Genomic DNA, 22,584 nt, shown 5'->3' on the forward strand with positions numbered 1-22,584 from the left:
ACACTTGGCAAAAAATAGTAAAAAGTAAATGATAGAAACAGACACTGCGGCACAGATTTACACAGTAGAAAATACAGAGGAATTCGATCGCAGTAATGTCAATCAGCGATTAGATATTTGGTTGTCCAACCAGATACCGGACTTATCCCGATCGCGAATCCAAAGCCTCATATCACAAGGCAACGTCAAAGTCAACGACCAAACCTGCACCTCGAAAAAAATATCAGTCAAAACGGGCGATCGCATCCACCTCACCTTACCCGAAACCCAGCCCACAAAATTGCAGCCCCAAGCAATTCCCCTCGACATTCTTTACGAAGACGACAGCCTAATTATCATCAACAAACCAGCCGGATTAGTCGTTCACCCAGCCGCCGGACATCAAGACGGTACATTAGTCAACGCCCTCTTAGCCCACTGTCCCCTAGCAGAAATCGGCGGAGTTCAGCGGCCGGGAATCGTCCACAGATTAGACAAAGATACAACAGGTGCGATCGCGATCGCCAAAACCGACATTGCTCACCAACACCTGCAAGCCCAACTCAAAACCAAAACCGCCCGCCGCGAATATTTAGGCATAGTTTACGGCGCTCCGAACACCGAAACAGGCACAATAGACCTACCCATCGGCCGGCATCCCACAGATCGCAAAAAAATGGCAGTAGTACCAGTAGAAAAAGGCGGCCGCCCCGCAGTTACTCACTGGACAATCAAAGAAAGAATCGGCAACTATTGCTTAATGCACTATCAATTAGAAACCGGCCGCACTCATCAAATTCGCGTGCATACAGCCGAAATAAAACATCCCATTGTCGGCGACCCGATGTACAGTTCCAACCGTTCCATCGGCGTCAATTTAACCGGACAAGCCCTCCACGCATGGCGGCTGACATTGCAGCATCCCGTAACAGGAGAATTAATAGAGGCGATCGCGCCTTTACCCGATCAATTCAACACCCTGCTAAAAATATTGCGCCTGCGAGCTAATATTTGATAATAGGGCATAGGGCATAGAACATTAGTAATTGGTAATGACAACAGTCAACAGTTAACAGTCAACCGACAACAGTCAACAGTCAACAGTCAACAGTCAAAAAATTATGAGTCCCGAGTTTTGGATTCCAAGTTTATCAAAAAACTCAAACCTCAAAACTCAAGACTCAAAACTCTCTCAGCGTAAAAGCCGATCGATTAAATCCATAGCCCGACACAAACAATAGCACCAAGCAGCATCAATTAGCGGCGAGGAACCATCGTGGCAATATTGATATTAGCCAGAGGCACACGCTGCGGCGGAGTAGCAGGCATGGGCATATTGCGCGCCATACCCAAATAGTTCGACGGATCGCCAGCCTTCGCTTGTTGTTCTTGAGGAACAAAACGGCGGACACTTGTCTGCCAGATGATTTGCGGGAAGCCAAGCTGCGAACGGTGGTACTCACCGTAGCGGGGCGTTTTCAAGTTGAAAGGAGTGTCTCCTCCAACTCGCTGAGGCAAAATTCGGCGCTGCTGGTAAGGTACGGTATCGTAGCCGAACTTTTCCAGGTACTCTTCGCTATTGACCAACTCGTCAATAAAGCCTTGAGGCCCCTTATTTGCTACCACGATCGACCAAGCAATCTTTTCGCGCTCGCTGTACACATCCCGGCCCAAAATGCGCTGCACGCACATTTCCACAAACCGGTAGTTGCTGTTAGTTTGGTAATTCCGCTCTAGGAAAGGAGCAGAAGTCGCCAAACCGCGAATAAAGTCCCGCACAGTAATTTGGCCGAACTTGAGTTGCGACTCCAAAGACTTTTGGCGGTTGCTCTTGAGGATTTGGTGTTCGCTGTAAATCTGGCGATATCCAGCCCAAATCAAATTTTCCATGTCTCCAGACGAGAGCACATTTTCAGTTGTGAAAATTCTCGGCTGCTCGTCGCCGCCTACTTCAAAACCAGCAACGCGCTGGTTTTGGCTGTTGGGGGCGTAGCTTAATAAAGGAAGCGCCACGTTAAAATCTCCGTTATCTCAAATTTCAGAAATAGTTGACACCGTGAGCTGCCAGCATAACGGATACAACTAACCAACATACAGATTAGGGGATTCCCGCAGTCTAAATCTGATTTTCCTGAATTTTTGCAACAATCTGTAACATTTGTTGTCAGTGGACAGTGGACCGTTGGCAGTTGGCAGTTGGCAGATTTTAGTCAACCGTCCACAGTCAATCGTCCACAGTCAACCGTCCACAGTCAAATAAATTACCAGCCCAGAGCCGAATAAAACTCACTGGTGGCCACTTGATCTCCTGCTGCTTCTGATGTTGCATCCGAGTCTGGTTGCACCCGAATTTCGGTACAAAAAGTCGATGTGCTGAAACCGCCAAAGCGCTTTACACTACTCGTCCGCATCCGCACGTTCGGATTAGCAAACCAGAAACGCTCGATCGAACTCATCGTCTCGTATTCCGTAATCAGCAGCAGCCCATCCTCGTCATCCATCTCAAAACGGCCAGCCACCGGCACAATTTCCGCATAGCCCCGTTCGCGCAACATCAAGCCCTGTCGGGGATTTTCAGGATCGGGGACGATCGCGAATACGGTAGAGCCCTTGTGATTCTCATCATCCTTATCCCACGCCATAGTGCCGTGCCAAGTCACAAATGCTCCCCCAGCAGCCCGACTCGGATCGACCTCGTGCATCTGGCAAATTTCAGCCACTCGCGCGTCATCCGCACCTAGGGCCGTTACCTGAATATTTGAATCCCCAATCTCCGCTTGGCGGAAAGCTAGGTGGTGAGTGCTGCGCTGCGATCGCCATTCTCCAGCACTACTCTGAAAAAACTCCATTGCATCCATACAAAATAGCTCCTTTGGCTTATGCTTCCCGGTCTTTACGCCTTTTTATGATAAAGCTCTCCCCACTTAGATGTACTTTTGCGGCACAAATTAGTCTCAAAATGTCTACTTTGGACATATTGTCAAGCGAATGTTATGATAGTTTACAATGTAGGAGACACAACAAATCCTGCGAAACGTCATTTCGATCGAACTCGCATCGATCTCAGCAAACTGGAGGAGCGAATTATGGATATGCCTACAACCAGCCTCAGCATGGAACAGCAGTTCAAACTGCAAGTCCTGAGCGAACAAGTCAAAAGCTTGAGCCAAGACCAAGCTCAGGAATATCTGCTAGAAGTTATGCGGCAGAACATGGTCAAAGAAAATTTGTTAAAGTATTGGATGAAGAAAATGTGAGCTCTTCGATAACTTCTTCAACAAAATCAGCGGCTTGTATCTGCAAAAAGTGCGATCGAGCTTTTAATCATAAAACCCAGAATCCCGGCTTCTCCAAGAAACCGGGATTCTTCAGTTAGAAAACTTTTATGCAGGTTTTTTTTCTCGCTACTAGAGTCGCCACTGAAATCCCAGTCTGCGGAGGCGGACTTCGTTTGTGTAGCGCGATTGTTTCAACCTGTCGAACACTATCGGGCGCTGTCGGGCACTCTCGCAGACTCCCGCAACTCAACCAAAACGGCCACTCACATAATCCAAAGTAGACTCTTCCTTTGGACTTTGGAAAATTACCTCAGTTTTGTCACACTCCACAAGATAGCCAAACCGCTTCCCATCGTCAGAAAGTTTAGCATTGAAAAAAGCAGTTAGGTCAGAAACCCGAGAAGCCTGCTGCATATTGTGAGTCACAATCACGATCGTATACTTCTCCTTGAGTTCCCGCATCAACTCCTCAATCTTAATCGTCGAAATCGGGTCAAGAGAAGCGCAAGGTTCATCCATTAAGATTACATCAGGATTAATCGCGATCGCCCTAGCAATACACAAACGCTGCTGCTGGCCGCCCGAAAGAGAAAAACCGCTTTGCTTTAACTTATCCTTAACCTCATCCCACAAATAAGCTTGTTGGAGCGACTTTTCCACCAGCTCATCCATATCTCCCTTATAATTATTAACCCTCGCACCGTAAGCAATATTGTCATAAATCGACTTCGGGAAAGGATTCGGCTTTTGAAACACCATCCCAATCTTGCGGCGCACCTCCACAGCATCAATATCAGGATCGTAAAGATTTTGACCTTGGTAATGAATTCTACCCTCTAAACGAAAACCGTTAACTAAATCGTTAAGGCGGTTAAAACATCGGAGAATTGTACTTTTGCCACAGCCAGAAGGCCCGATCAAAGCAGTAATGCGATTTTTGGGAATTTCTAGCGAAACATTTTTCACCGCGTGAAAACCGCCGTAAAAAATATTGATATTTTCAGTCCGTAAAACAGTTTCCGTCTGCTTGTCCAAATCCATCATCATACACCTAATACTCCAATCAAATTTTACAAAATAATGAGAAGATGAAAGTGGAAAAGTTGGAGATGGAGAAAATCTTCCTTCTTCCTTCTTCCTTCTTCCTTCTTCCTTCTTCCTTCAATAAACCTTTTGGCGAGTAGCCCAGCGAGACAGAATACTCGTCAGCAAAACCATAAACACCAAAATCAAAGATGCAGCCCAAGCCAACTCTTTCTGTGCCTTAAAAGGAACCGTTGCAAAGTTATAAACCAAAACCGAAAGCGACGGAGTTGGCTTATCAAATCCGGCCGGCCAAAAAGGCGAATTCAGCGCCGTGAAAATCAAAGGAGCAGTTTCTCCAGCAGCGCGGGCAATTGCCAGCGTCACACCAGTTAAAATAGCCGGAATTGCCGCAGGCAAAACTACCTGCAACACTGTTTGATAATTAGAAGCACCCACACCCACCGACGCCCATCTAATATCTTGCGGGACGATTTGTAGAGCTTCGTCAGTAGTTCGCACAATCGTCGGCAACATCAGCACAGCGAGCGCCGCGCCCCCTGCAATTGCCGAAAAACCTCCCATATTTACCACGAACAAACCGTAGGCAAATACCCCGGCAATAATCGAAGGAACGCCGCTGAGGACATTAGTAGCAAAGCGCACCCAGCGAGCAATGCTGCCGCTGCTGAATTCCGACAAATAAACGGCGGCCAACACACCAAAAGGAACAGCAATTAGAGAAGCAATTCCTACGGTCATTAATGTACCGAGAATGGCATTGGCGATACCGCCTCCCGACAGTCCCGGTGCGGGCGGCAGCTTGGTGAACAAGTCTAAATTTAGGCGATTAAAACCTTGTACGGCTACGTAGGAAAGCACTGCAAACAAAGGCAGCAGAGTTATCGCCAGAGCCGAGCCAGCCAGTACAGTCATCGCCATACTAAACAGCGCTTGCGAGCTGTTTTTAACCTTCTTTAAACTGCCTGTTTTCGATCCAAAAGGATTCTCATCCGAGACGCTCTTTGACATAAACTAAAACTATGTAGGAAATTGTGCCAAACTTCTAGTTGTACTTCGCTCTTACTTGAGAAACAATCCACTCTGCCAAAATATTGACAATCAGCGTCATAATAAACAGAATTAGCCCGGTGTACATCAGAGCCGCCACTTGCAATCCTGAAGCTTCGGCAAATTGATTTGCCATCAGAGAAGCAATAGTATTTGCAGGAGCTAGCACAGAAGCACTTAACTGATTGGAATTGCCAATTAACAGCGTTGCGGCCATTGTTTCTCCCATCGCGCGGCCGAGGCCTAGCATAATTCCGCCGACAATCCCGGAAAAAGCCGCTGGTACGAGGACTCTAAAGATTGTTGTCCAGCGAGTTGCTCCCAAACCCAGAGATGCTTGTCGCAATTCGGGGGGGAGGCTTGCTAAAGAGTCGCGGGAGATAGCAGTAATAATGGGCAAAGTCATAATCCCCAAAATTACTCCGGCGGGTAACATTCCCGGCCCCACTGGCGGTGTGCTAAAAATTGGCAGCCATCCGAAGTTACCGTTGAGAAACTTTCCGATGTTGGTAATAATGGGGATCAATACAGCAATTCCCCACAAACCGTAGACTACGCTGGGAATGGCGGCTAAAAGTTCTACTAAGAAAACTAAAGCTGTACGCACTGGCAGCGGCAAAAAGTCTTCGCTCAAAAAGATGGCAGTCCCTACTCCTAATGGTACTGCAATTAGGAGCGCGATCGCCGAACTGACGATCGTCCCGTAAATCATCGGCAGCGCACCGTACTCTTCTTTAACGGGATTCCAATCACTGCTAAACAGAAATCCCAAACCATACTGTTGAATAGCAGGTAAAGCTCTGAAAGCAACGGTAAGCGCGATTACCAGCAAAATTACGCCAACTCCTATTCCCAAAATCCGAGTCAGCCAGATAAAGCCTTGGTCTAAGGATTTTTCTATCGGAGAACGAGAACGCTTCTCTGGTTGAGCGGTGTGAGTATCTGAAACCATATATAAAAATCCAAAAAAACAGTAAGGAAAAATTGCATTTTCGCCAAAAACAAAAAGCTAGAAGCAACTGGAGAAATGCACAGGCGCCAGAAGGAATCAAAATACACAGGCGGGACGCCTGTTCCACAAGTAAAACCTGCTCCTTGTAGTGTGCGTCGCTGCAAGATTTTCGAGCTTTCTCGGTAGATTGTTGGTGGCGACGCACCCTACGGTATCTACATAAATAGATGCACCGAAAGATATCGAAGTTGGGTGGGGGTGGGTTTACAAGATTGTGGGTTTTAGGCAATTATTGTTGGTGAACCCACCCCTACAGAAATATCTCTTTTGTTTCTTCCTTTTTTTACCCGCTTGCCAAGCCAAAGGGCTTTTTTCCCTCTGAAAACTGCCAACTGTCAACTGTCAACTGTCAACTGCCAACTGCCAACTGCCAACTGCCAACTGTCAACTGTCAACTGCCAACTGCCAACTGTCAACTGACTTCAATTACTATTTGCCAATCTCAATCTTGTAGTCGGGGCTGATGCCGTCGGCTGCCAAAGCAACTTTTTCTCTGACGTTTTGGGGCAGAGGAACGTAGCCCAATTCGGAACTAACTTTTTGACCTTCGGTTAAGCCGTATTCAACCATTGCCTCGATGGCTTTGGCTTTGTTGGGGTCTGCAACTGTTTTGGGGACGAGCATCCAAGTGTAGGTGACAATTGGATAGGATTGAGCGCCTTCCGGGTCTTCGATAAATGCTCGCAGGTTTTCGGGCAGGGGCGCAGTTGCTAGAGCTTGAGAAGCTGAATCGTCTGTAGGTACTACAAATGTGCCTGCTTTGTTTTGCAAAGATGCAAATTTGACGTTGTTGTTTTTGGCGTAGCCATATTCGATGTAGCCGACGCTTCCTGCTGTTTGCAGGAGTTGGCTGGTGACGCCTTCGTTGCCTTTTGCGCCTACGCCTACGGGCCACTGTACTGTTTTGCCTTCGCCTACTGCTGTTTTCCAGTCGGGGCTGATGGCACTCAGGTGTTTGGTGAAGATGGCGGAGGTGCCACTACCGTCGGAACGGTGGACTACGGTGATGTTTTGGTCTGGCAATGTAACACCCGGATTGGCTGCTGCAATTTTGGGGTCGTTCCACTTGGTAATTTTACCTAGGAAGATTTCTGTGTAAACGTCTCTGGGCAGTTTGAGTTCGGGTACTTCTGGCAGGTTGTAGCCGATGACGATGCTGCCGGCTGTCATGGGTAGCAAAATCACGCCTTTGTCTGCTGGAACTTTGGCTATTTCGTCGTCTTTCATGCCGGTGTCGCTGGCCCCAAAGTCTACTGTGCCTTTGGTAAATTGTTCGACTCCGGCGCCGCTGCCTACTGATTGATAGTTAATTTGTACTTTGGGGTTGATTTTGTTGAAGTCTTGAAACCAACGCTGGTAGAGGGGGGCGGGGAATGAGGCGCCGGCTGCGGTGATTGCTACGTCTGAGGTTAGGGCGAGTTTGGTGTTTGCTGCTGTGCCGGTGGCTGCAACGGGGGATGCTGCTGTGTCGCCGGGGCTGGGGCTGCTGCTGGTTGTGCTGCCGCCGCCACAAGCTGCTAAGCTGAGGGCGATCGCCACAGCGGAAATTGCTGTTGTCACACGATTCGGATTAATCAGGTTCAGACGAAAAAGCATAGGTATACAAAATCTGCGATCGTTATACGGATGTCCCGCCCTAGCATATCGCGCGAAAGTAAAGGTTAGGTTAAGAATTTTTACATTTAATCACAATTTAATATTAATTAATATTATTAATTTTATTGATTAGCTTGACGATTGTGGATTTATAAGATATAGGGCAGAGAAATAGTTACGGAAACAAGCAGTCGATCGCCCGATTGCGAAAAATTCCTCATTAAATTATCACAAGATCCAGGCTTGAGAACCAGAAAACCATAGAAGGGTGGTTTTTTTGACAGTAGTGCTAGTATTAAGAATTTAAAAGCTGTGGGCATGGAAGCTTGCCTCTGACAAATGCCTTCTGCCTTATACCTTCTGACGAATGCCGTTTGATGATAATGCCTGCTCCTATTGAATTAATCTGGGCTGTTATTGGTTTGCTCCTGACGATAGGAGGCACTTTTTTGCCTGCATCTGTCACAATTCCGATCGGGTTGTGGGACGATCGCGGACTGCAGGCGTACTCTTTAGGTGTTACCTATCAAATTGGAGCAGTTTTGCTAGTAGGCTGCATGGGGGGGAAAAATGCTGCGGCTCTCTCGCAAATAGCGTATTTAGCTTTAGGATTAACTTTGTGGCCAGTTTTTTCTCAAGGCGGCGGCATCGGCTATCTCAAAGAAGCGAGTTTTGGGTATTTGCTGGGTTTTGTGCCTGGTGCTTGGGTGTGCGGTTGGGTGGCATTTAAGGTGGCTTCGCGACTGGAATCTATGGCTTTTAGCTGTTTGTGCGGTTTGTTCACTGTTCACGCGATCGGCTTAATTTATCTAATTTTTAGTTACTTGCTGCCTCCGGCAAAAAAAACACCTTTATTCGATGAGATTCTTAAATATTCAATTTATCCTCTGCCGGGACAATTGGCGGTAGTTTGTGCGATCGCATTGCTATCATTTACTTTGCGCCGCTTGATGTTTTATTAATTGCGAAGGAAGAAGGAAGAAGGCTTCGCTCAGGGTGAAAAGAAGGAAGGAGGAAGAAGGAAGGAGGAAGAAGGAAGAAGGAAGAAGGAAGAAGGAAGAAGGAAGAAGGAAGAAAGAAGAGGTAACTGGTAATTGTGCAAAATAAGGTTATACTATCATTGCCCAACGGGAGAGTCATCTCGTTGCGGCTGGGATTGCTTGGTTTCACTGCATTCTGGTGACAATAACCAGCGAAATTTGAGTAAATTATCCCATGCCCGATGCCCCCTATTCAATTGCCTAATTCATGCGTTTTAAAAGAAATCCCTTGTTCTGGGTTGCTGCTGTTATCAGTTTAGTTTTAGACCACCTGACTAAGTTTTGGGTGGTACAAAATTTTGACTTGACGGTTCCTCCGCAGACGCAGCCGCTGTTACCTGGGGTGTTTCACTTCACTTATGTTGTTAATACCGGTGCGGCTTTTAGTCTTTTTAGCAATGGCGGGGCGATTTGGTTGCGGTGGCTGTCTTTGGGCGTTAGTGTGGGATTGATAGTGCTGGCTTGGTTCGGGCCGCGAATTAACCGCTGGGAACAAGCTGGCTACGGTTTGATTTTGGGGGGCGCGCTGGGTAACGGGATCGATCGATTTGTGTTGGGCCATGTTGTGGATTTTATCGATTTTAGGATAATTCGGTTCCCGGTATTTAATCTAGCCGATGTGTTTATTAACGCTGGGATTATCTGTTTGCTGATTGCGACTTTTCACGGCCCACCGCCGCCGAAAAACCGAGACGCGAGTAATTCTATTTCAGAGTAACTTTGAAACACTAAGTTCGGAAACGGATTAGTAAAAGCAGATGTAACAGATGTAACTGCTAACTAATCCTAGGCTGTGCTGGTCAATTATTATTTTATGTTTAAATTTTATACTTTATCTGCATAAAAGCTCGATCGGGCAACCGCTGGTTGAAGGCAGATGCAACACAGATTAACGCAGATTTCAATTATTGAATTGAAATGGACTGAGTGCAATGCAAGTCTATTCATAAATTATACACCATACAATAAATTTGGAAATAACTTAAAATAAGATAGTAACAAACCTATTGTTAAAGTTAAACTTGCCCATGACTCCTAACCAATTTGCTCAAGAACGCCTGCTATTTGCCCCAGCAACCCCCGATGTTGATGCTATTCCGACTATTTTTGCTTTTCCCAACGAGTACACGGTTGGCATCACCAGTCTCGGCTATCAGATAGTGTGGGCTACTTTGGCTGTGCGATCGGATATTGAAGTCAGCCGTTTATTTACTGATATCCGCGAACAACTTCCCCGACATCCAGAATTACTGGGATTTTCGCTTTCTTGGGAACTCGACTATGTAAATATTCTCAATTTACTGGAATCTCTAGAAGTTCCGATTTGGGCATCTAAACGAACTGATAATCATCCCATAGTATTCGGCGGTGGCCCTGTTTTTACTGCTAATCCAGAACCTTTTGCCGATTTTTTTGATGTGATTTTGCTGGGAGATGGCGAAAATGTCATTGACAATTTTATTGATGCTTATAAAGAAGTCCGTACCGCCGACAGACAAACTAAATTGCGGCATTTAGCCCAAGTTCCGGGAGTTTACGTCCCCAGTTTGTACGAAGTAACTTATCTGGATGCGACTGAGGGTATTAAATCGATTCAGCCTGTCGATTCTGGAATTCCCAGTGAGGTGGAAAAACAGACGTATCGCGGCAATACTTTATCTGCTTCTACTGTGGTGACAGAAAAGGCGGCTTGGGAAAATATTTATATGGTGGAAGTGGTTCGCAGTTGTCCAGAAATGTGCCGTTTTTGTTTAGCAAGTTATCTAACTTTGCCGTTTAGAACTGCGAGTTTGGAGGCTTCGCTAATTCCGGCGATCGATCGCGGTTTAGCTGTGACTAATCGTTTGGGTTTGTTGGGCGCTTCGGTCACTCAGCACCCGGAATTTGAAGCGTTGCTGGATCATTTGAATCATCCGAAATACGACGGCGTGCGGCTGAGTCTTTCTTCGGTAAGGACGAATACCGTGACAGTTAAATTGGCAAAAATATTGACCAACAGAGACAGCAAATCTGTGACAATTGCGGTGGAAAGCGGGAGCGATCACCTCCGCAAAATCGTTAACAAAAAACTCACAAATGACGAAATTATTCAAGCTGCTATCAATGCTAAGGCTGGCGGTTTAAAGGGAATTAAACTTTACGGGATGGCGGGAATTCCCGGGGAAGAGATGGAGGATTTAGAGGAGACGGTGGCGATGATGCGGGCGATTAGAAAAGCTGTTCCTGGTTTGCGGTTGACTCTGGGATGCAGCACTTTTGTCCCGAAATCTCATACTCCTTTTCAGTGGTTTGGAGTGAATAAAGATGCGGAGAAGAGGCTGAAGTTTTTAGATAAAGAATTGCGGAAGTTGGGTTTAGAATTTAGACCTGAAAGCTATAACTGGTCTGTGATTCAGGGTTTGTTGTCAAAGGGCGATCGGCGGTTGTCTCGCCTGTTGGAATTAGTGCGGCATTACGGCGATACTTTGGGCAGTTATCGGCGGGCTTTTAAGGAGTTGCGGGGACAGTTGCCGGAAATGGATTTTTATGTTTTTCAAGAGTGGGAATTAGAGCAGGTTTTGCCTTGGAGTCATTTAAAAGGGCCGCTACCGGAAGCGACTTTGAAGAAGCATTTGGCTGAGGCGATGAGTCATACAACACGACAGCCCAATCAAGAATGTGAGAATTCACTAAGTCGCGTTTAGTAAATTAGATTATAATAGCATCAGGGGTGTTATTAGCCGTCATAGCCAGCCGAAATCCATCTGGCATAAGGCTCACGGTAACAGCAATAGATCTCACATGGGTTCTATATTTCAAAGCTCAAATTCATTGGACATAAAAATTTTTGAGGGTGTACTATTATGAAATGGAAAAAATTAATCCTTACACTCCTAGTTATTTTGCCAGTTTCAGGTACTTTTCATAAGATATCTGCTTCCTATGGAAACACAATATTCATCGCCCAAGAGAATAGAGATCCAAATAAGTTGGAACTTTGCTATATTGCCCAATCGTTTAGGAAAATCGAGGACTTAGAATTTGTTACTATAGTTGACTATAAGGCTCTCAGTAGAGATGAAGGACAGGGCTACGGAGCAAAATGGAAAAATAAAGACAATACTCTCGATTTATATCTGTACGATCTTAATTATCAAGATATTGGAAATTCTTTGGATTCTCCTTTTGTAGAAGAAGCACTTAATTCAGCTATAGAAGGAGTTAGATACGCTCTTCAAAACGGAATATACCAAAAAGCCGATATTGGAGTCACTTCCACTCGGGAATTCGGTGAATTAAAGTTTTTATTTGTACCCATAAAACTTATAGTTTCTGGAAGACAGGCAGAATCTGTAATTATCTTGACTGTACTTCAAGGGCGGTTTTTCAAAGTTCGTTTAACATCTTTTGAAGAAAATCCCAAACAAAAAATAGAACGTATTCTTACTAAATTGCCTCAACTCATCCCCACAAAATCCAAAGTAGCTAGTAACTGTCCTACTAATCCATCCTAAGTTCACCTTTGGCAAACTCGAAATTATTTGGGGGAATTTAGGAGATTGTCAATCAGTTGGAAATGGAGTCTTTGAATTAAGGATAGACTATGGCTCTGGTTTCCGAATTTATTTTGAACAAATAGGAATGAGAATTGTGATTCTCATCTGCGGAGGCGATAAAAGGACTCAAGATAGAGATATCCGCCAAGCTAAAGAATACTGGACAGATTATAGGAGTTAAGACAATGCCTAAAAGCCTACCTTATTATCCATTTTTGATTGAATCTCTTACAAAAAATCCCGAACTAGCAGCAGCCTATATAACGGCGACATTAGAGGAGGAAGAGCCGGAACCTGAACTGCTAAAACGAGCTCTCAGGGATGTAGCAGAAGCTCTAGGTCAACCAAAAATGTCTCCAGAACAATATGAATTGCACTTAAAAAAATTGGATGAATTGCTGTCGCGGCAAGGAAGTGATGCGATTTATAATCTGGGAACTTGGCTGAATGCTTTGGGATTGAAACTAACAGTTGCTGTTTGTACTGATACAGAGGATAATACTGCAAATGCTGAAATGCGATCGCACTTAACTGTCTAGCCCAACGATACAATGCCCAATTTTAAATATTCGTCGCTGATTAATGCCACCGTTGAAGCAGTCTGGAACTTTCACGAAAGGCCGGATATTATGCAACTTTTGACTCCGCCTTGGCAACCGGTGAAAATCATTCGCCGCGAAGGGGGACTCGATGTGGGTGCTGTATCAGAATTTCGCCTGTTATTGGGGCCGATTCCTATAAAATGGGTGGCGACTCACACTGAGTGCGAACAATATCGCTTGTTTGTTGATGAACAAACTGAGGGGCCGATGGCACGTTGGACTCACCGACACGAGTTTACCTCAGAAAATGGCAAGACTAGATTGACAGATGCGATCGCATTTTCGATACCGGGCGGCCCGATTGTCGATTTGCTGTTAGGTTGGTGGGTGGAAATGCGGTTAACAGATATGTTTCGCTACCGCCACGATGTCACAAAAAGAGAGTGCGAGAAAGATGCAAACAACGGCTGAATATTACTGTGCTTTCTGCGGCGAACCGAGTACAACTTTTATTGATATCAGCGGTGGTATGGAACAATCTTATATCGAAGATTGTCAGGTTTGCTGTCGCCCGAATGTTCTTTATGTCAGAATAGATGAAGATACTCTCGATATTGAAATAGATACTGACTATCAAGAATAAGTGACTATAAAAATGTAGGAATTGCCTTGGATTCTGACTTGGTAGAATTCATAAATCTTGAAGCTGCTGCTTCTACGAAAGCCTGAAAAATTCGAGAGTTAAACGAACAGTTTGGCGACATTTCTGGGTGCCATTGAATTGCTATCATCCAAGGGTGAGAGCAGTGTTCCATTGCTTCCACCAAAGTGTCAGGTGCATTGGCTACTATTTGCCAATCGGATGTTACCTTCCGCACTGCTTGATGATGCCAGGAAACAACTGTTGTTGAAGTTTTTCCCATAATTTTTGCTAGCCGACTGTTTGGCTCAATTTCAATGGTATGCTCGATCGCACGCGGGGGAATTCCCGATCCGTGATTAACCTCGTCTCCGTAAGCATCCGGTACGTGAATCACCAAACTTCCACCGCTGGCTACGTTCAGAATTTGCATTCCCCGGCAAATCCCCAACACAGGTATGTCAGCCTTCAAAGCTAGCTTTGCTAAGCTTAATTCAAAATTGTCGCGTTCTGCGTTAACCGAGTAAACTGTGCGATCGCACAAACCGCCATAAAGTTCTGGGTTGATATCTCCGCCCCCGGAAAAAATCAAGCCATCTACTGCATCAAAAATACTAGCCGGATCTAATTGATTTGGGGGGAGTAAAATCGGAATGCCACCAGCCGCCTGAACTGCATCAATATAAGTTCCATTTAAGCGATATTCGCCTGCTGGACAGCGGTTGTATGTTGTGATGCCAACAATAGGAAATTTTTTCATTTGCTAGAGACTGGGAGATAATTATTTAGATTAATACTCAGATTTGGCACTATTTGTAATCCGTGTTTCATGGGCGGGCTACTAGGAGCAACGGCCCACAATAAAACTTACTTATTGTTGTGAAACAGGCATCTTGCCTGTTTCTTGTCTGATTACTTGTGATTGATTCCTAGATTAAACTGAGAATTCCCCCTACTGCTGTCTAATTTGTAACAGTTTTAGTATTAGTTTCCGGCAGGGGTTGGCGCGTACACAGATAAGCCAGCGGCCCGAACAGTGGCACTAATGTTACAGCCCAAAATGCTGTAGAATTCTGCATTCCTCGGCGCGCCATGTCGTCGGCCAACAAAGCCGGAAATAGTAGGCAAAGCAGACAAAAATCTAAACTCATTACGTGGATAAAACGGCTGGTTTGCCACTGCCCAATAAAATCCGACCAATCGCCTTTTGTCAAGCCAAAAGCAACTAAAGCAGCAGCGCCTAATGTTAAGAAAATTCCTGTAAAACGGGAGTCTAATATCTTTAAAAAGATATTTTTATTGCCCAAGAATTCATGATTCGGTTCGCGCAGGGCTAAATAAGGCAGCAAGGCAACGGCGCCGACGCCAAAGGATAAAGTGGCAAATAACCATGCAGGTATTTTCTGGCCCCTGCCGTCAGCAAATAAGACGCAACTGTAGATGAGCGGCCAGACTCCCATGAGGTTGAATAACGCTACAATTAAAGGGTTGATGTCTGCTATTTTGCCTGTGGAAATATTGGTAATTAGTGTGATGGTTTTTTCTGGGCTGTCGGGTGGTGCAAATACAAAGGCGTAGGTGATAAATGCAATCCAAAGCAGCCCAAATCCAATTTTTCTGAACATAGTTAGTTTTCTTTACTTCTGATATTACTATAGCAATGATCAATGATTTTTGAAAGATACTTTTTTTTTAACCACAGAGGACGCAGAGGACACAGAGGAAGAGAAGATTAGAGCGGAAGGTATTGCTATTTGGTATTGCTGGTTTTGGGTAGATTGCTAAATTTTTGCATAAATTGGCGATCGATCCAATCTTTCCAATACCACAGCAGCGCCGATTCCCACATGAAAGATCCGCGAGAGGCGATCGCCCTTTTATTCCCAGTACCAATTAACCCTAAGTATTGTTCCTGCGGTGCAAAGGGTTTCAGCGGTTTTTCCAATAAAAACTGCTGCAAGTTTTCAAACAGCGGTTTGCCCTGACGCACGGCAAAAACGCCTGCTTTGGGACGGGGATAATTAACCATCGCAGCGATATCGCCAGCCGCAAATACGTTGGGGTGAGAGACAGATTGCAGGCAATCATTGACTTGCATAAAGCCCTTTGAGTCGGCTGCTAAACCGGATTCTCTGATCCAATTGGCTGCGGATGCTTGTGTTACCCAAAAAATACGATCGCACTCAACTTTTAAACCAGATTCACAACAGATTTGGAAATTGGGAATTGGGAATTGGGAATTGGGAATTGGGTGTTGGGCATTGGATGCTATTTCAATCATTTCTTGGTTTTCTATGGCACGGACTTTTTCCATTAAATGTACTTTAATGCCACGAATAATCAGAATTTCTTTGAGGCGATGACGTACTCTATAGTTATGTCCCGGCATCAATTCAGCACCGCTATGAAACAAGTGAATTTCTAATCCCTCTTCCTGCTTAAACTTTCCTCTCTCCTTTAAAATCCATCCGTTACATCCGTTACACAATCCGCTGCCGAACTTTCCTCTTCCTTCTTCCTTCTTCCTTCTTCCTTCTTCCTTCGCCATACGAGATTGCATATTTAATGCTAATTCTACGCCCCCTGCACCGCCGCCTACAATCGCTATCTGCAGCGGTTTTTGGGGATGCTTTTGCCTTTGGGAAATTAACTGATTCCAGCTAGCTAAAAACTCCGGTACGGGTTTAGCTGCAATTGCATATTCTGCCGCTCCCGGTACAGATAAAGTCGCAGGAGTGCTGCCGATATCCACCGAAAGCACATCAAAATTCACCGGAGGACGAGTTTGACAAATAACTAAATTTTTGTTAAGGTCGATCGCGATCGCCCGATCGATTAATATTTGACACCGGGCAAATTCCGCGAGCGATCGCAAATCGATGTGACATTCATCATAATTGTAAAACCCGGCAACGTGTCCCGGCAGCATCCCCGAATATGGCGCGTGCAGGACATCGCTAATCAGAGTCAAACGCACTCCCGGCAGAGGTTGGATACCGAACATTTTTAATACGATAGCATGACTGTGACCGCCGCCAATTAAGACTAAATGTTTCACAAATTACAGATGTTCGATCAAGATTTTACACCACCGATATTGTACAGCACTCGTACTCCTTGGGCCGCACTGTCCGGTAAGGAGAGCTTGCAGTGCGTAATAGAACTCTTGCAAAAATCCAAAGCACCCCACCCCAACCCTCCCCTTATTAAGGGGAGGGAGCAAGATTATTCTTGTTTCTCCCCTTAATAAGGGGGGACTAAGGGGGGTAAATTTGACTTTTGCAAGAGGTCTAATGAATGATTTCCCAGCACTTTGACAGAATGCTGTCACTTACCCTCTGTCTCAGAGATTATACTTAGCTCAGTTGCGATCGGAGCACATCAATCCACCCATTTCACTTAACCGATTCCAAAATCAGCGCCAATGGCTGTAGACTGTAGAGCGAGCAAATTTTATCACCAAATTATGCCGGGGTGTGTTTCGATAGCTAACTCACCATTCAAAACTATGACATTACGCATCATTCCGCGCAGTTGGCAGCGATCGATTAAAACTCTTTTCCCGCTTCTGTTTGCCCTCTCATTCATTATAGTATTGCTGGTGAACAACTTGATTCCGGCGATCGCCCAGCAACCCCGCCAGGAAATTCGCGGCGTTTGGATGACTACAAACGACAAAGACATCCTCAGAGATAGTCGCAAACTAGGAGATGCTGTCAGCCAACTAAAACGGTTAAATTTCAACACAATCTATCCCGTAGTCTGGAATTCTGGCTATGCAATGTATCCCAGCTATGTAGCGCAGCAAAGAGACATTCAGCCCTTTGTTTACAGAGGGTTAGATGGACAAGATATGATCGCCGATTTAATTGATAAAGCTCACCGCCAAGGCCTGCTAGTAATTCCTTGGTTTGAGTTTGGTTTCATGGCTCCTCCCACCTCAGAATTAGCCTCTAATCATCCCGATTGGCTGACACAAAAACAGGACGGCAGCCAAACATCAATCGGTGCAGGTGGCGAAGTAGTTTGGCTCAATCCCTTTCATCCAGAAGTGCAGCAATTCATTACCGAACTCGTACTCGAAATCACCACTCAATACAACGCCGACGGCATTCAATTTGACGACCACATGAGTTTGCCGTCGGAATTTGGATACGATGACTACACAGTTGCTTTGTATACCAAAGAAACCAAAAAAGCGCCGCCCAAAGATTTTCAAAATCCAGCATGGGTGCAGTGGCGAGCCAATAAAATCACGGCTTTTATGTCGCAGCTAAATCAAGCCGTCAAAGCAGTCAAACCCAATGCAATTTTCTCGATTTCTCCCAATTACTACGAGTTTGCTTACAAACATCACCTGCAAGATTGGCTGACTTGGGTGCGTTTGGATATTGCCGACGAGCTAATCGTGCAAGTGTACCGCCCCAATCTAGAATCATTTGTGGAAAAGATTAACCGTCCAGAAATGCAAGAAGCACAGCAAAAAATTCCCACCGGCATCGGGATTATGACAGGTTTGAGAAATAACCAAGTACCGATTCAGCAAATTAAATCTCAGGTGCAAGCAGTCCAAGGATACGGCTTAGGCGTCGCTTTCTTTTACTACGAAAGCTTGTGGGAATATGCACCAGAACCCCTCGCAGTTCGACTTTCTCAATTTAGCGATTTCTTCCCGTCTTCTGCATTCCGAACAGCGCTACAAATACCCAGACGCGCGGCGACTTTCCCTCCGCCTGCGCCACCCAAACCAGACCCCAAAGCTAAGCCAGAGCAACCTACCAAAAACAGCGCACCTTCGCCATCACCAACCACGTAAAAGAATTAAAGAGTCCTTAGTCATTAGTAATTTTGTAGGGTGTGCCATTAGTCCGACAGTCCGACAGGGGTTTAAACCCCTGTCTCATAGCTGAAGTCGTCTAAAGACGACTGTAGCAATTCTATCAAAGCTGTTTTTGTAGAGAGTTAGCGCAGAATATATGTGTAACTCTAATTTTCAAAATAGAGATTACTATTTGAGTCGGTTTTAACCGACTTATGCTATTAGACAGGGACTTGAGTCCCTGGCGGCCCCTGGCAGAATGAAACAGCTCTACTTGGGGCTAGGAGGATACCGAGTTATATTCCTATAAAATATCCGTATTACCAACAACTACCATCAATAAAAATGCAAACAAAGCAAACAATTTTACTGCCAAAAATGGGCTGTGGCACTTGGGCTTGGGGCAACAGATTCCTTTGGGGCTACAATGAAAGTATGGACGAGGAATTGCAAGCCGTTTTCAATCTTTGTGTTAGTAACGGTGTAACTTTATTCGATACCGGCGACTCCTACGGAACTGGCAAATTAAACGGACGCAGCGAGCAGCTTTTGGGGCAGTTTTCTCAACAATATCAAGGTGCCAATAAAGACAGTATTTGTATTGCGACAAAACTGGCTGCTTATCCTTGGAGACTGACGCGAGAATCAATGATATCGGCGGGTAAAGCCTCTGCGGCGCGCCTCGGAAAAAATGTAGATTTGGTGCAAATGCACTGGTCTACAGCTAATTACGCTCCTTGGCAAGAGGGGGCTCTTTTGGATGGTTTGACTGACCTTTATGAGCAAGGATTGGTCAAGGGAGTGGGCTTGTCTAATTACGGGCCTAAACGGCTGAAATGGGTGCATCAAAGATTTAGCTCGCGCCAAATTCCTATTGTTACTTTACAAGTGCAATATTCCCTACTTTCCACCTATCCTGTGACAGAACTGGGGTTGAAAGATGTTTGCGATGAATTGGGGATAAAATTGATTGCTTACAGTCCTCTAGCCTTGGGGTTGCTGACGGGGAAATATTCGGAAAACGGCGCTTTGCCTAAAGGTATTCGAGGTTTGGCGTGCCAGCAGTTATTGCCGGGAATGCAATTACTTTTGAGCTGTTTGCGAGAAATAGCGGCATTCAGAAACAAAACTGTTTCGCAGGTAGCAATCAACTGGTGCATCTGCAAAGAAACTATTCCGATTCCGGGGGCGAAATCTGCGGCACAGGCGAGGGATAATATTGGTGCTTTGGGCTGGGAGTTGGATTCGGGCGAGATTGCAGAATTGGATAAGGCGGCGGCGAGTGTGGATAAGAAAATGGTGCAGAATATCTTTCAAACTCGGTAATATCTGAGATGTTTTACCATTCTCATGAACCGGCAAGATGCCTGTTCCACAAGACATGAATTTGCCTGTTCCACAAAAACTAAATTTTATTGTGGGGTGGGCTTCTAGCCCGCCCATAAAAGGCTTATCGAGAATGGTGCAAGACGTGAGATGTTGTACCATTTTCATGAACAGGCAAGATGCCTGTTCCACAAGAGATGAATTTCCCTGTTCCACAAAAACTAAATTTTATTGTGGGGTAGGCTTCTAGCCCGCCCCTGAAAGCCTGATTTACATCGCGCAAAAATTTTCGACACACCGCACAAACATTTCTACACCCATCCCCAGCGCAGTTTCATCAAAATCAAAACGCGGGTGATGGTGCGGGTAAGCCAAGTTTTTCTCGGGATTTGCTGAACCCAAAAAGAAATAACAACCGGGAACTTCTTGCAAAAAGAACGACATATCCTCGCCGCCCATTGTTTGACATTCCGGCACGATTCCCGCAGGAGTTTCTACAACTGATTCTGCCACGCCGCGCACCAATTCAGCTATTCTCGAATCATTAATAACTGGCGGATAAAGCGCACAATAATCTAATTGGTAACTTGCCCCGTGACTCTGACAAATTCCGGCAATTAATTGCTCGATTCGCTTGGCAAAATAACCTTGATATGCTGGATTGAAATAGCGCACGGTGCCACCGATTTGAGCGGTATCGGCAATGACGTTGTGGGTGTGGCCTGCGTGGAATTTGCCGACAGTTACTACCGCTGAGTCGATCGGGTCAATGTTCCGCGCGACAATTGCCTGTAAGGCGCTGACAATTTGGGCTGTAACTACGATCGAGTCCACAGTCTGATGTGGCATTGCGCCGTGTCCACCTTTGCCAAAAATCGTGCAGTCAAAAACTTCGACAGCCGCCATCAGCGCGCCGCTGCGAACGCCTACAGTGCCTAAAGGTAGATTGTTCCACAAATGCAAGCCGACGATCGCATCAACATCAGGATTCTTCAAAACTCCCGCTTCAATCATCGGTTTTGCGCCGCCCGGGCCTTCTTCGGCGGGCTGAAAGATGAATTTTACCTTACCCGAAAAGCTGTGTTTGTGCTTGGCAAGATAACAGACAGTACCAAGGGCGATCGCAGTGTGGCCGTCGTGGCCGCAAGCGTGCATAATTCCATCATGCTGCGATCGATAATCCACCTCATTTTCTTCTTGAATCGGCAAAGCATCCATATCAGCCCGAATTGCCAAAACCCGCCCCGGTTTCCCGCTATCTATAGTTGCGACAATACCAGTTTTAGCAATATTAGTTTCATGCTCAATTCCCCATTCCTGCAACTTTTGTGAGATAAACTGCGCCGTTAAATTTTCATCAAAACTTAACTCCGGCTTTTGGTGCAAAAGGCGACGCCATTCGACTAACTGAGGCTGCAAATTTCTAATCTCCAGCCGCAATTGAGATAAATTGACAGAAGTTAAATTCGGTAAAGTAGAAACCATGTTTTATTCTCCTTATAGCAATTTGTAAAACTCTCTCTTTTCTTTCTCTGTGCTCTCTGCGCTCTCTGCGGTTAAAATAAAATCTTAGTTTTTAACCGCAGAGGGCGCAGAGTACGCAGAGAAAGAGAGGTGTTTAGAATAGGGTTATTTAGAAGTCTGAGGAACTAAATTAACCCCTGGCAGTAACCGCTCTAAATCTAAATCTGAAGCTGCTTTAGCTAATTTAGCAAGGTCAGTCGGGTCATCTAAATGCGGCAAAATACCCAACACAGGTATTTGAGTCAGCGACTCGATCAAATCAACGGGCGCTAAATCGGCAATTTCTTGTTCAGAATAAGCTTTAACGCAATTGAGCACAATTCCTCTGAGCTTAAAACCAGTGTGTCTGGCGAGAGCAACATTCGCCACAGCTTGCCCGATCGCCCCCAACCTCACAGGTACCACCAAAACTCCCCTCAGCCGCCAATCCCTGGCAATATCGGCCACCGTCAGTTCCCACGTTACAGGCGAACCCAGCCCTCCCAAAGCTTCCACCAACACAAAATCCTTGCGCTCAGAGAGGCTTTGCCACGCCGTCCAGACCTTTTCGAGTTCGATATGTCTCCCCTCCCGTTCGGCGGCAATGGGCGGTGCTAGAGGCGCATCAAAGTGCAGCGGATTGAGTTCTTCGGGGGATTGGTCGAGGGAAAACAAACGGGTGTAGAGTTCGCGATCGCCCGTTCCTGTTTGCAACAGCTTCATAATTCCCAAACTGCGATCGGGAAAATACATTTGCCAATAAGCAGCCAAAGCGCTGGTCAAAACAGTTTTGCCCGCGTCGGTATCAGTTCCAGCAATTAGCAAGGAGTTCATTGGCAAATAGCTAACAATTAATTGGCATCAACCTCAGTCTAGGGGAATTTTGCCAGAAGTTTAGAGTTCTGGCGACGGTGCGGGAGTTGGTGCAGGTTCTGGCGACGGTGCGGGAGTTGGTGCAGGTTCCGGCGACGGTGCGGGAGTTGGTGCAGGTTCCGGCGACGGTGCGGGAGTTGGTGCAGGTTCCGGCGACGGTGCGGGTGTTGGGGCAGGTTCCGGTGACGGTGCGGGTGTTGGGGCAGGTTCCGGTGACGGTGCGGGTGTTGGTGTTGGTGCGGGCGTCGGTTTGGGCGCTGGAGTCGGTTTCGGAGTCGGTTTGGGCGCGGGACTCGGTGCTGGCGTCGGTTTTGGTGTCGGAGTTGGCGCTGGGGTTGGTTCTGGG

General features: G+C 45.9%; 23 protein-coding genes and 1 pseudogene. 12 read left to right on the forward strand and 12 right to left on the reverse strand.

Annotated features, from left to right (window positions below):
- Nucleotides 1-28: 28 nt before the first annotated feature.
- Nucleotides 29-994: an RluA family pseudouridine synthase gene (locus tag QUA58_RS04755; RefSeq protein WP_333256069.1), complete on the forward strand. Its 966-nt coding sequence runs from the start codon at nt 29-31 to the stop codon at nt 992-994.
- Between the two features lie 242 nt (nt 995-1,236).
- Here the strand turns inward: QUA58_RS04755 and QUA58_RS04760 are convergent, their stop codons facing one another.
- Together QUA58_RS04760 and QUA58_RS04765 are read right to left on the reverse strand one after the other, a co-directional pair.
- Entirely contained in the window at nt 1,237-1,992 is a 756-nt protein-coding gene (locus QUA58_RS04760) for a phycobilisome rod-core linker polypeptide (RefSeq protein ID WP_333256072.1), read from the reverse strand.
- Between the two features lie 248 nt (nt 1,993-2,240).
- A complete protein-coding gene (locus QUA58_RS04765) occupies nt 2,241-2,837 on the reverse strand; it encodes a phycobiliprotein lyase (protein WP_333256074.1) in 597 nt (198 codons plus the stop codon).
- A 135-nt stretch (nt 2,838-2,972) separates the two neighbouring features.
- On the opposite strand from QUA58_RS04765, the gene QUA58_RS31475 reads away from it, so the two are divergent.
- Entirely contained in the window at nt 2,973-3,236 is a 264-nt protein-coding gene (locus tag QUA58_RS31475; protein WP_445243702.1) for an NblA/ycf18 family protein, read from the forward strand.
- A 267-nt stretch (nt 3,237-3,503) separates the two neighbouring features.
- On the opposite strand, the gene pstB is transcribed toward QUA58_RS31475, so the two are convergent.
- The 4 genes from pstB to pstS all read right to left on the reverse strand — a co-directional run bounded on the left by pstB (nt 3,504) and on the right by pstS (nt 7,959).
- A complete protein-coding gene (pstB, locus tag QUA58_RS04775) occupies nt 3,504-4,304 on the reverse strand; it encodes a phosphate ABC transporter ATP-binding protein PstB (RefSeq protein ID WP_333256076.1) in 801 nt (266 codons plus the stop codon).
- A gap of 114 nt (nt 4,305-4,418) precedes the next feature.
- The gene (gene pstA, locus QUA58_RS04780; RefSeq protein WP_333393194.1) at nt 4,419-5,312 is read right to left on the reverse strand and encodes a phosphate ABC transporter permease PstA; all 894 of its coding nucleotides are present in this window, start codon (nt 5,310-5,312) and stop codon (nt 4,419-4,421) included.
- Between the two features lie 34 nt (nt 5,313-5,346).
- On the reverse strand, nt 5,347-6,303 hold the full coding sequence (gene pstC, locus QUA58_RS04785; RefSeq protein ID WP_333256080.1) for a phosphate ABC transporter permease subunit PstC: 957 nt from the start codon (nt 6,301-6,303) through the stop codon (nt 5,347-5,349).
- A 489-nt stretch (nt 6,304-6,792) separates the two neighbouring features.
- Nucleotides 6,793-7,959: a phosphate ABC transporter substrate-binding protein PstS gene (pstS, locus tag QUA58_RS04790; RefSeq protein ID WP_333256084.1), complete on the reverse strand. Its 1,167-nt coding sequence runs from the start codon at nt 7,957-7,959 to the stop codon at nt 6,793-6,795.
- A gap of 383 nt (nt 7,960-8,342) precedes the next feature.
- On the opposite strand from pstS, the gene QUA58_RS04795 reads away from it, so the two are divergent.
- The 8 genes and pseudogenes from QUA58_RS04795 (at nt 8,343) to QUA58_RS04830 (ending at nt 13,720) form a co-directional block, all read left to right on the forward strand.
- Nucleotides 8,343-8,921: a biotin transporter BioY gene (locus tag QUA58_RS04795; RefSeq protein WP_333256085.1), complete on the forward strand. Its 579-nt coding sequence runs from the start codon at nt 8,343-8,345 to the stop codon at nt 8,919-8,921.
- Nucleotides 8,922-9,207: 286 nt separating this feature from the next.
- Nucleotides 9,208-9,717 (forward strand): signal peptidase II, encoded by a 510-nt coding sequence (gene lspA, locus QUA58_RS04800; protein ID WP_333256087.1) that lies wholly within the window; start codon nt 9,208-9,210, stop codon nt 9,715-9,717.
- A 310-nt stretch (nt 9,718-10,027) separates the two neighbouring features.
- Complete coding sequence (locus QUA58_RS04805; RefSeq protein WP_333393195.1) at nt 10,028-11,683, forward strand: radical SAM protein; 1,656 nt, start codon at nt 10,028-10,030, stop codon at nt 11,681-11,683.
- Between the two features lie 159 nt (nt 11,684-11,842).
- The gene (locus QUA58_RS04810; protein WP_333393196.1) at nt 11,843-12,493 is read left to right on the forward strand and encodes a hypothetical protein; all 651 of its coding nucleotides are present in this window, start codon (nt 11,843-11,845) and stop codon (nt 12,491-12,493) included.
- Between the two features lie 31 nt (nt 12,494-12,524).
- Nucleotides 12,525-12,716: pseudogene (locus QUA58_RS04815) on the forward strand (type II toxin-antitoxin system RelE/ParE family toxin); the annotation flags it as partial.
- A 4-nt stretch (nt 12,717-12,720) separates the two neighbouring features.
- Nucleotides 12,721-13,074, forward strand: coding sequence for a transcriptional regulator (locus QUA58_RS04820; protein WP_333393197.1), 354 nt, complete (start codon nt 12,721-12,723; stop codon nt 13,072-13,074).
- Between the two features lie 12 nt (nt 13,075-13,086).
- Nucleotides 13,087-13,548: an SRPBCC family protein gene (locus tag QUA58_RS04825; protein WP_333393198.1), complete on the forward strand. Its 462-nt coding sequence runs from the start codon at nt 13,087-13,089 to the stop codon at nt 13,546-13,548.
- Nucleotides 13,532-13,720, forward strand: a complete 189-nt coding sequence (locus QUA58_RS04830) for a CPXCG motif-containing cysteine-rich protein (RefSeq protein ID WP_333084521.1) — start codon at nt 13,532-13,534, stop codon at nt 13,718-13,720. The genes QUA58_RS04825 and QUA58_RS04830 overlap by 17 nt, the downstream gene beginning before the upstream one ends.
- A gap of 4 nt (nt 13,721-13,724) precedes the next feature.
- Here the strand turns inward: QUA58_RS04830 and QUA58_RS04835 are convergent, their stop codons facing one another.
- The 3 genes from QUA58_RS04835 to QUA58_RS04845 all read right to left on the reverse strand — a co-directional run bounded on the left by QUA58_RS04835 (nt 13,725) and on the right by QUA58_RS04845 (nt 16,721).
- The gene (locus QUA58_RS04835) at nt 13,725-14,477 is read right to left on the reverse strand and encodes a gamma-glutamyl-gamma-aminobutyrate hydrolase family protein (RefSeq protein WP_333393199.1); all 753 of its coding nucleotides are present in this window, start codon (nt 14,475-14,477) and stop codon (nt 13,725-13,727) included.
- Nucleotides 14,478-14,679: 202 nt separating this feature from the next.
- Nucleotides 14,680-15,342 carry a DUF2834 domain-containing protein gene (locus QUA58_RS04840; protein ID WP_333393200.1) on the reverse strand — a complete coding sequence of 221 codons (663 nt, stop codon included), beginning with the start codon at nt 15,340-15,342 and terminating at the stop codon, nt 14,680-14,682.
- A 125-nt stretch (nt 15,343-15,467) separates the two neighbouring features.
- Nucleotides 15,468-16,721, reverse strand: a complete 1,254-nt coding sequence (locus QUA58_RS04845) for an FAD-dependent oxidoreductase (protein ID WP_445301864.1) — start codon at nt 16,719-16,721, stop codon at nt 15,468-15,470.
- 420 nt (nt 16,722-17,141) lie between these two features.
- Between QUA58_RS04845 and QUA58_RS04850 the strand changes: the two genes are divergently transcribed.
- Together QUA58_RS04850 and QUA58_RS04855 are read left to right on the forward strand one after the other, a co-directional pair.
- Nucleotides 17,142-18,533 carry a glycoside hydrolase family 10 protein gene (locus tag QUA58_RS04850; RefSeq protein WP_333248898.1) on the forward strand — a complete coding sequence of 464 codons (1,392 nt, stop codon included), beginning with the start codon at nt 17,142-17,144 and terminating at the stop codon, nt 18,531-18,533.
- A 348-nt stretch (nt 18,534-18,881) separates the two neighbouring features.
- Nucleotides 18,882-19,862 (forward strand): aldo/keto reductase, encoded by a 981-nt coding sequence (locus QUA58_RS04855; RefSeq protein ID WP_333248896.1) that lies wholly within the window; start codon nt 18,882-18,884, stop codon nt 19,860-19,862.
- A gap of 270 nt (nt 19,863-20,132) precedes the next feature.
- Here the strand turns inward: QUA58_RS04855 and QUA58_RS04860 are convergent, their stop codons facing one another.
- The 3 genes from QUA58_RS04860 to QUA58_RS04870 all read right to left on the reverse strand — a co-directional run.
- Nucleotides 20,133-21,347, reverse strand: coding sequence for a M20 family metallopeptidase (locus QUA58_RS04860; protein ID WP_333248892.1), 1,215 nt, complete (start codon nt 21,345-21,347; stop codon nt 20,133-20,135).
- A 144-nt stretch (nt 21,348-21,491) separates the two neighbouring features.
- A complete protein-coding gene (bioD, locus tag QUA58_RS04865; protein WP_333393202.1) occupies nt 21,492-22,199 on the reverse strand; it encodes a dethiobiotin synthase in 708 nt (235 codons plus the stop codon).
- A 60-nt stretch (nt 22,200-22,259) separates the two neighbouring features.
- A partial coding sequence (locus tag QUA58_RS04870) for a hypothetical protein (RefSeq protein WP_333393203.1) occupies nt 22,260-22,584 on the reverse strand: 325 nt, incomplete at its 5' end.

Origin of the sequence: Microcoleus sp. N9_A1, assembly GCF_036701795.1 — a bacterium.
Taxonomy (GTDB): Bacteria; Cyanobacteriota; Cyanobacteriia; order Cyanobacteriales; family Microcoleaceae; genus Microcoleus.

Bases quoted from the DNA above. Each gene is read 5' to 3' on its own strand.
- QUA58_RS04820 (WP_333393197.1), top strand. From the start codon at position 12,721: ATGCCTAAAAGCCTACCTTATTATCCATTTTTGATTGAATCTCTTACA.
- QUA58_RS04795 (WP_333256085.1), top strand. From the start codon at position 8,343: ATGCCTGCTCCTATTGAATTAATCTGGGCTGTTATTGGTTTGCTCCTG.
- QUA58_RS04805 (WP_333393195.1), top strand. From the start codon at position 10,028: ATGACTCCTAACCAATTTGCTCAAGAACGCCTGCTATTTGCCCCAGCA.
- QUA58_RS04860 (WP_333248892.1), bottom strand. From the start codon at position 21,347: ATGGTTTCTACTTTACCGAATTTAACTTCTGTCAATTTATCTCAATTG.
- pstA (WP_333393194.1), bottom strand. From the start codon at position 5,312: ATGTCAAAGAGCGTCTCGGATGAGAATCCTTTTGGATCGAAAACAGGC.
- QUA58_RS04755 (WP_333256069.1), top strand. From the start codon at position 29: ATGATAGAAACAGACACTGCGGCACAGATTTACACAGTAGAAAATACA.
- QUA58_RS04830 (WP_333084521.1), top strand. From the start codon at position 13,532: ATGCAAACAACGGCTGAATATTACTGTGCTTTCTGCGGCGAACCGAGT.
- QUA58_RS04765 (WP_333256074.1), bottom strand. From the start codon at position 2,837: ATGGATGCAATGGAGTTTTTTCAGAGTAGTGCTGGAGAATGGCGATCG.
- bioD (WP_333393202.1), bottom strand. From the start codon at position 22,199: ATGAACTCCTTGCTAATTGCTGGAACTGATACCGACGCGGGCAAAACT.
- lspA (WP_333256087.1), top strand. From the start codon at position 9,208: ATGCGTTTTAAAAGAAATCCCTTGTTCTGGGTTGCTGCTGTTATCAGT.
- pstB (WP_333256076.1), bottom strand. From the start codon at position 4,304: ATGATGATGGATTTGGACAAGCAGACGGAAACTGTTTTACGGACTGAA.
- pstC (WP_333256080.1), bottom strand. From the start codon at position 6,303: ATGGTTTCAGATACTCACACCGCTCAACCAGAGAAGCGTTCTCGTTCT.
- QUA58_RS04810 (WP_333393196.1), top strand. From the start codon at position 11,843: ATGAAATGGAAAAAATTAATCCTTACACTCCTAGTTATTTTGCCAGTT.
- pstS (WP_333256084.1), bottom strand. From the start codon at position 7,959: ATGCTTTTTCGTCTGAACCTGATTAATCCGAATCGTGTGACAACAGCA.
- QUA58_RS04840 (WP_333393200.1), bottom strand. From the start codon at position 15,342: ATGTTCAGAAAAATTGGATTTGGGCTGCTTTGGATTGCATTTATCACC.
- QUA58_RS04845 (WP_445301864.1), bottom strand. From the start codon at position 16,721: ATGTTCGGTATCCAACCTCTGCCGGGAGTGCGTTTGACTCTGATTAGC.
- QUA58_RS04835 (WP_333393199.1), bottom strand. From the start codon at position 14,477: ATGAAAAAATTTCCTATTGTTGGCATCACAACATACAACCGCTGTCCA.
- QUA58_RS04855 (WP_333248896.1), top strand. From the start codon at position 18,882: ATGCAAACAAAGCAAACAATTTTACTGCCAAAAATGGGCTGTGGCACT.
- QUA58_RS31475 (WP_445243702.1), top strand. From the start codon at position 2,973: ATGATAGTTTACAATGTAGGAGACACAACAAATCCTGCGAAACGTCAT.
- QUA58_RS04850 (WP_333248898.1), top strand. From the start codon at position 17,142: ATGGCTGTAGACTGTAGAGCGAGCAAATTTTATCACCAAATTATGCCG.
- QUA58_RS04825 (WP_333393198.1), top strand. From the start codon at position 13,087: ATGCCCAATTTTAAATATTCGTCGCTGATTAATGCCACCGTTGAAGCA.